Annotated in this window: 5 protein-coding genes and 1 pseudogene; 1 reads left to right on the forward strand and 5 read right to left on the reverse strand. The window is 42.8% G+C overall.

The genetic code is table 11. From position 1 onward, the window contains the following. Nucleotides 1-94 precede the first annotated feature (94 nt). The 5 genes from FXW07_RS14770 to FXW07_RS14790 form a co-directional block, all read right to left on the reverse strand. Nucleotides 95-1054 (reverse strand): exosome complex RNA-binding protein Csl4, encoded by a 960-nt coding sequence (locus FXW07_RS14770; RefSeq protein ID WP_229396078.1) that lies wholly within the window; start codon nucleotides 1052-1054, stop codon nucleotides 95-97. Between the two features lie 306 nt (nucleotides 1055-1360). Then, nucleotides 1361-1954 (reverse strand): METTL5 family protein, encoded by a 594-nt coding sequence (locus FXW07_RS14775; protein WP_229396079.1) that lies wholly within the window; start codon nucleotides 1952-1954, stop codon nucleotides 1361-1363. A gap of 184 nt (nucleotides 1955-2138) precedes the next feature. Continuing rightward, on the reverse strand, nucleotides 2139-3146 hold the full coding sequence (gene dph2 / locus FXW07_RS14780) for a diphthamide biosynthesis enzyme Dph2 (protein WP_229396080.1): 1008 nt from the start codon (nucleotides 3144-3146) through the stop codon (nucleotides 2139-2141). After that, nucleotides 3127-3699, reverse strand: coding sequence for a hypoxanthine/guanine phosphoribosyltransferase (gene hpt / locus FXW07_RS14785; protein WP_229396081.1), 573 nt, complete (start codon nucleotides 3697-3699; stop codon nucleotides 3127-3129). Before hpt ends, dph2 begins: the two co-directional genes overlap by 20 nt. Nucleotides 3700-4029: 330 nt before the next feature. Then, nucleotides 4030-5253 carry a toll/interleukin-1 receptor domain-containing protein gene (locus FXW07_RS14790; protein ID WP_229396082.1) on the reverse strand — a complete coding sequence of 408 codons (1224 nt, stop codon included), beginning with the start codon at nucleotides 5251-5253 and terminating at the stop codon, nucleotides 4030-4032. A 107-nt stretch (nucleotides 5254-5360) separates the two neighbouring features. Between FXW07_RS14790 and FXW07_RS14795 the strand changes: the two are divergent. Beyond that, a pseudogene (locus FXW07_RS14795) lies at nucleotides 5361-6000 on the forward strand (IS630 family transposase); the annotation flags it as partial.

Raw genomic sequence — 6000 nt, forward strand, 5'->3', positions numbered from 1 at the left:
GTGTGAGTAATATAATTTACTGATAATTTACGATTTTACTGATAATTTACTGATTATTTACTGTGCAGAAACCCATACCTGCAGGAGAATAAAATTATTTTATTCCTTTTCCGTACTCGGTTGAGATTTTGCGAGTTTCGGTCATATTGCAGACGGGGCATTTAAGCTTTTTCCCTTCAAGCACAAGTTCTCCTTTGCAGTTTGAACAGTAGGCTTTTACAACTCCCAGGGAATCTTCAGCTGTTGTAAGGCGTATTCTTTCAGTGTCGAGAACCCTGGCCCTGACGATATCATAAGGTCTGAACTCATCTGCAAGCCTTTTAACATAAGAGTCTCGCACATTCGACACATGGATATCTCCCGAACGCACATTGACAATTTCCCTTTCTTCTTTGCCTTCAATTCCTGCAACTTCCACCATTGCTCCGGATTCGCGCACGTCAGTTATCTTTCCATAGACAATATCTCCTACTTTAAGAATATTCGGAGTGAGTGTGCGTGGCCTGACCGAAACTACTCTGGCTTTCCTGTCAATAAGTACATTTCCGGTAGCTGTAGAGTAAATATCTCCGGCAGACACAGTTGTTCCTTCCCCGGGCTTGAACTCTTCAGTCGTTCCCACAAGCTCTCCAGGAAGCACAAAACCTCCTTTTTCAAGCTCTTCTTCCGGAGTCTTGGTTTCGTAAGGAACTCTGGGTTCAGGCATATCCGATCTTTCCCTTGAGCCTTTTTTCTGGTAAGGGAACCTTCTTTTCTTGCCCTGGTCTCCCCTGAACTGGTCCTTTGACTGAGTCCTGGACTGACCTTTAAATTGTTCTCTGGGATGCCCCCTGAAGTGATCTCTTGATTGGCTCTTATATTGATCTCTGGACTGCTCCCTTGGGTGAGTTTTAACCTGTTCCCTGGGCTGGGCCTTAAACTGATCTCTCGACTGGCCTTTGAATTGGTCTCTGCTTTCGGAAGTAATTTGAGTTACATTTTCGGCAACCGGCTTTCCTTCGCTCGGGCCAGTCAATTTTTTTCTCGTAGTTTTACTTTTTCTAATTCTAATCATGATCCCTCATTTGGACTATCGTTAGTAGTCGATATAAATCGTAATCACAGCAGCTATCAATAATATGGAATGCTGGTAGCCATTCAATTGGATACTGGCACATTCAATTGACAGATAATCAACCTCAATAGAGGGTATAAATTATCATGTTCCTATTATCTGTCACTTTTGCCCTATTGACGCACTATATAGTTTGGTAATACACAGGCATACTTATTATAAGCAGTGTAATAGCTCCCCTTTTGAGGTAAAGTCCTGCACTAAAGCTATAAAGTTTGATGCCTTTAAATGTTACTTGCGTCTGGATTATCCGGAGATCTTAATCCTGTAGATCTCAACCTCAATAACCTCTCGTTCTTTTTTATGGAAATCGAAGGTTCGTTTTATAGGGAATTTCGCAACGTAGGAGTGTGTAATGACTGCAGGCTTAATGAACTTTTGGATAAAAGCAAGGCTTCCGCGGTTGTGAATTGAATATATCACTTCACTTGTTCTTAATGCTGACGAAAGAAAAGGCCGGTCTCTGCCTTTCACTCTTGCCCCGAAAGGAGGGTTCATAACCGTTGTTTTTACGCGTTCTTTAATGTCGGAAATGTCTGATAATACGAACTCGACTTCTACTCCAAGTTTTCGGGCATTTTTTCTTGCGGTCTCAAGTGCTTTTGAATCCGTATCGTAACCTACAACTTTTCTGGCTCCCAGAAGCTTTGCCCCGATTGCAAGGATACCAGTACCGCAGCCCAAATCCTGCACCGAATCGTCAAGATCTCCTTGCATATAAGCAAAGTGAAGAATTTCCGCAGCTAAAAGAGGAGGGGTCTGGTACTGCTCCAGTTCAAGTTCAGGACTGGAAAAGTCTTCCAACTCTTCCAGGAGTATCTCAAGTTTTCTCTGTTTCATTTCATCTACTTAAATTTTCTATTCATTTTAATTTTAATTCTTCATTTCTATATTTTAGTTTAATAATTCGACCTTAACTTATTATCTTGACCTTAACTTATTGCCTGGACTTTAACTATTATCTTGACCTTAACTATTACCTGGACCTTAACTTATTACCTGGACATAACCAGCATTTAAAAAGTTATACCGGCTCCTCGGTAATTTCATCAAGCACAAGTTTTTCCCATTCCCGCTCTCCAAGCACTATCTCAAATTCCTGAGGCGTAAGCATTGGGGAGGGAAAACGCCCAACTTCATCGATTGCAAGCCTTGGGCAGGCAGTATTCACGAAAGCATCTACTTTGAATTGAAGAAGCTGATCCGGAGTGACGAGATCAATCAGGATCAGGTGTGCCTCTTTTCCGTGCTTTTTCGCAAGCGCTTTCAAAGAGAAAGCCAGCTCCATTCTTTCCTGCCCGTTTTTGCTCGATACGATTATCCCAAAAACCTTTGCATCCAGTGATTTTGCAATTACCGCGCTTCGCTGGCGGAGGATTCTTGAAGAGTCCACCTCGCGAACTTCCCCGGAAAAGGGGTCGGCTGCAAGGACTCGCTTCTTTGTAGAAAGAGCTACACCTAAAGGATGGAAATCTCCACTTCCAATATATAGATATTCATCACATACCTCGTTCCTTGCTGTCGAAAAATTGCAGCCAAGTACCTGGCCCGGATATGCTAGCCTGGAGTCTCCTTTCCCGATTACGCAGGTCTTTCCATTTGCCTTCAGGACCGCGCAAGCTTCAGGGAGCTTATGGACATGCTGGACGGTAGTAATCAGCCCTATAACCTGCCCCTTAAGTTCAGGAACAGCCTTTTCAACAACCGGCCGGATGTCAACTGCGGAACGTGTTTCTATGAAATAGATCTTTTCGGAAAATTTTGTATCCTCAAGCTCGGCATGCCCGAAGTGAAAAAGGATATCAACCTGCTCAAGCAAAGTCTTATCAAGGTCGCATGCCCCGAAACATGGGTCTCCAGAGATGATAATCTCAGCTCCGGTGGCTTCTTCAACTTTTTTTGCTAGTTCTGGACCTTTTCTTTTGAGCCCCTCAGGAAACTGGAAACCTACGATTTTTGCGCCCAGTTTATTTATTACATTGATAATATAGTCAGGCCTTAGGTCAAACGCATTACTCGTTCCCAAAGACATTCTTGATCTCCACACCTTTCTCGCTCACGTCGATCGTAACGAGAATCTTGGGTTCAACCCCGAGCTCCCTTAATTGCAAATAGCCGTTTCCTCGACCGATAACGGAAATCACGTCCAGAATCTCTACACCCATAGTTTTCAGGGCTTTTACGAGTGCTATCAGCGTTCCGCCAGTACTGATGACGTCGTCCACGATAATTACTCTGTCCCCTTTCTTGAGCCCGTTTATGTAGAGAGCTCCTTTCGAATACCCTGTACTCTGAGAAAGTTCCACTTCTCCTTCAAGGAAATAAGGCCGCTTTCGAACAATGGTCAAAGGAATTCCCGTTTTCAGAGAAAGGGCATTTGCTACAGGAATACCCATGGCCTCTATGGTAAGAATAGTATCAACTTTTTTGATGTCGGTAATCTGAAGAATATATTCGGCGATCTCTTCAACCATATGGGGGTCTATGGACGGTACACCATCAGAGATTGGATGGATAAAGTAATTGTATTCTCCTCGCTTGATCACAGGAGAATTAATTAGTGAGGTTTTCAATTTTTCAAGCATGGTATTAACTCTTTTTTGGCTGTTGCGATATTTCCTGTAAGTAGTATTCCAGAGAATATTATTCTATCGTGCTTTAAGTGAACTGTTCCTGTGGCATTTTAAAAACGCGGAAATGGGGAGTTAGATAGATTTACTTTAGGGAAGAGCAAGGGCGGTTGATATAGTTTTGGGATGATATAGCACGAGGTTTCTAGATTTTGCTCCAACTCATTTTATAAGAGGATAAGGCTACAAGCTTCGGCAGCACCTAGCAAGATATGGCCGAACCTGATAGCTGCTTGGGATGGATATTATTACATTGAGATCCTTCCACAAATGTGGTAACACAGATCAACAGCTCCCCTGCCACTCAAAGACTTGGCGAGCGCCAAAGCTTTTCAATGGCGAGTCACCTGGCGGACGCCCTATAATTCCACAGACTAACCGATAAAAGCCGTCGTCATCTTTGCTTTGCCAGTCACGCATATCCACCCAGAGCGTCTGGCGAACAAAAAGAGGCAATTCTGGAGGATTGTCAACACCAGGCAAAACCAATGGAATCATACGAGCTTCTTTTTTGGCCCATGCTTCCACGAAGGCTAAGATTTCCATTTTATGCCAATTACCTACGTCCGCTGGACCAAAGCATAATACAGCGCAAGGGATAGTCTTAACGGCTTGTTCCAATGCATCTGAAATTGTATCTCCTGGAGCAAGGTCCCATTTGTCCAGCCACGGGCGTAGTCCAACAGCGAGTAATCGTTTGGCAATTTTCTCAACTTCTGCCTTATCTTTGGAATTGTGACTAAGAAATACATCATATTTCCCCATCTGCTTTTTTGCCTTGATCACCCATGCAGCCGTTAGCCGCTGGCGGCCATCTGTGGCGTTGTTGTTAATCTGTTCCGCCACAATTTCTGCCGCAGCTGTAGGTGGAGCAAGCAGGTCCACTAGTGGGGTCCTTACCTCACATATAGGACAAACGAGATCCTTTTGATGGGCTTCTAGTCTTTTTTTAACCACTCGATCCTCAAAAGGATTTCGACATTCCTTGTTCGCGCAAAAATAAGCATATCGACGTATAACCGGGTTAGGTTCCATTTTCGATTCCAAATGATTGGAGACAAACTCGATGAAACCCTGTCGCACGTCTATAGGAGTGTCGTCGTCGAAAGATAGCTGAAGTTCAGTTGCTTCTGTCGCTGGAGCGAAGAGTTGCACATAACAATGCTGCCCGCCCTCTGTCTGATAAGTTGCAGCATCTTGGTAAAACTGTCGTCTTTTAAAGCCCTCGTAGTGAGCAAGTTGCGCTATTAAGGTTGCGTAAATGCTTCGAACTGGACCAGCTATATTAAATGTTACGGCAAAGGAACCACCGCCAGGAAAGGATAAACCAGTAGTGCATTGTGAAGGGAAAACTAAATAGTCCTTCCCTTTAATCCGTTCTCGCAGTGCTAAGTCACGAGAAAGTAGATTTTCAACTACAAACCAGAGAAGATACCGCTCTGAATTAGCATCTATCCTTTCGGAAGCATCAAGAGTAAATCCGCCACTACGAGCTCGAGATTCAAGCAAATGCCCTGGGCCATCAGGTTCATCCCGAGCCGTCACAAGCAATGCACTAGTATCGTGACAATATAGTTATGAGTCACTTATATACTTTGAATTCTATATTATATCTTATGTTAAATATTAATCTTAATGATAGTGAAGTTCTATTTCTTAAAAACTTTCTTAAAAAAGGACAGAAAAATGCAAGATCTCTTACCAGAGCACGTATTCTACTACTGGCAAATCAGGGAAAAGGAGACACTGAGATCGCTAAAACATTAAGTATTGGTAGAAGCACTGCTTTAAGGATAAGGAAAAGATGTCTTGAAGAAGGTCTACAAAGTGCTTTGGTAGATAAACCAAGGTCAGGTCAACCTGAAAAATATAGTGAAAGGCACGTTGCAGAAATAATAGCTCAAGCATGTACAAAACCTCCAGAAGGAAGAAATAGATGGTCACTTTCACTGCTTTGTGAAGAATTGAGGAAAAAAGAAGGCTTTGAAACGATAAACAAAGAAAGTATCAGACTTATTTTGAAAAAAAGCAAAATTAAGCCCTGACAGAAAAAGATGTGGTGCATTCAGACAATTGATTCCGAATACAGAACGAGAATGTACGATGTTCTTGACCTGTACGAAGAGGATTTTGACCCAAAAAGACCTCTCATATGTCTTGATGAGAAACCGAAACAACTTCTCAAAGATAAGCGAAATCCCATTCCAATGAAGCCTGGAAGTCTGGAGAAGTATGATTATGAGTACATCAGGAATG

Origin of the sequence: Methanosarcina sp. DH1, assembly GCF_020804205.1 — an archaeon.
GTDB lineage: Archaea > Halobacteriota > Methanosarcinia > Methanosarcinales > Methanosarcinaceae > Methanosarcina > Methanosarcina vacuolata.

Bases quoted from the DNA above. Each gene is read 5' to 3' on its own strand.
- dph2 (WP_229396080.1), bottom strand. From the start codon at position 3,146: ATGTCTTTGGGAACGAGTAATGCGTTTGACCTAAGGCCTGACTATATT.
- FXW07_RS14770 (WP_229396078.1), bottom strand. From the start codon at position 1,054: ATGATTAGAATTAGAAAAAGTAAAACTACGAGAAAAAAATTGACTGGC.
- FXW07_RS14775 (WP_229396079.1), bottom strand. From the start codon at position 1,954: ATGAAACAGAGAAAACTTGAGATACTCCTGGAAGAGTTGGAAGACTTT.
- hpt (WP_229396081.1), bottom strand. From the start codon at position 3,699: ATGCTTGAAAAATTGAAAACCTCACTAATTAATTCTCCTGTGATCAAG.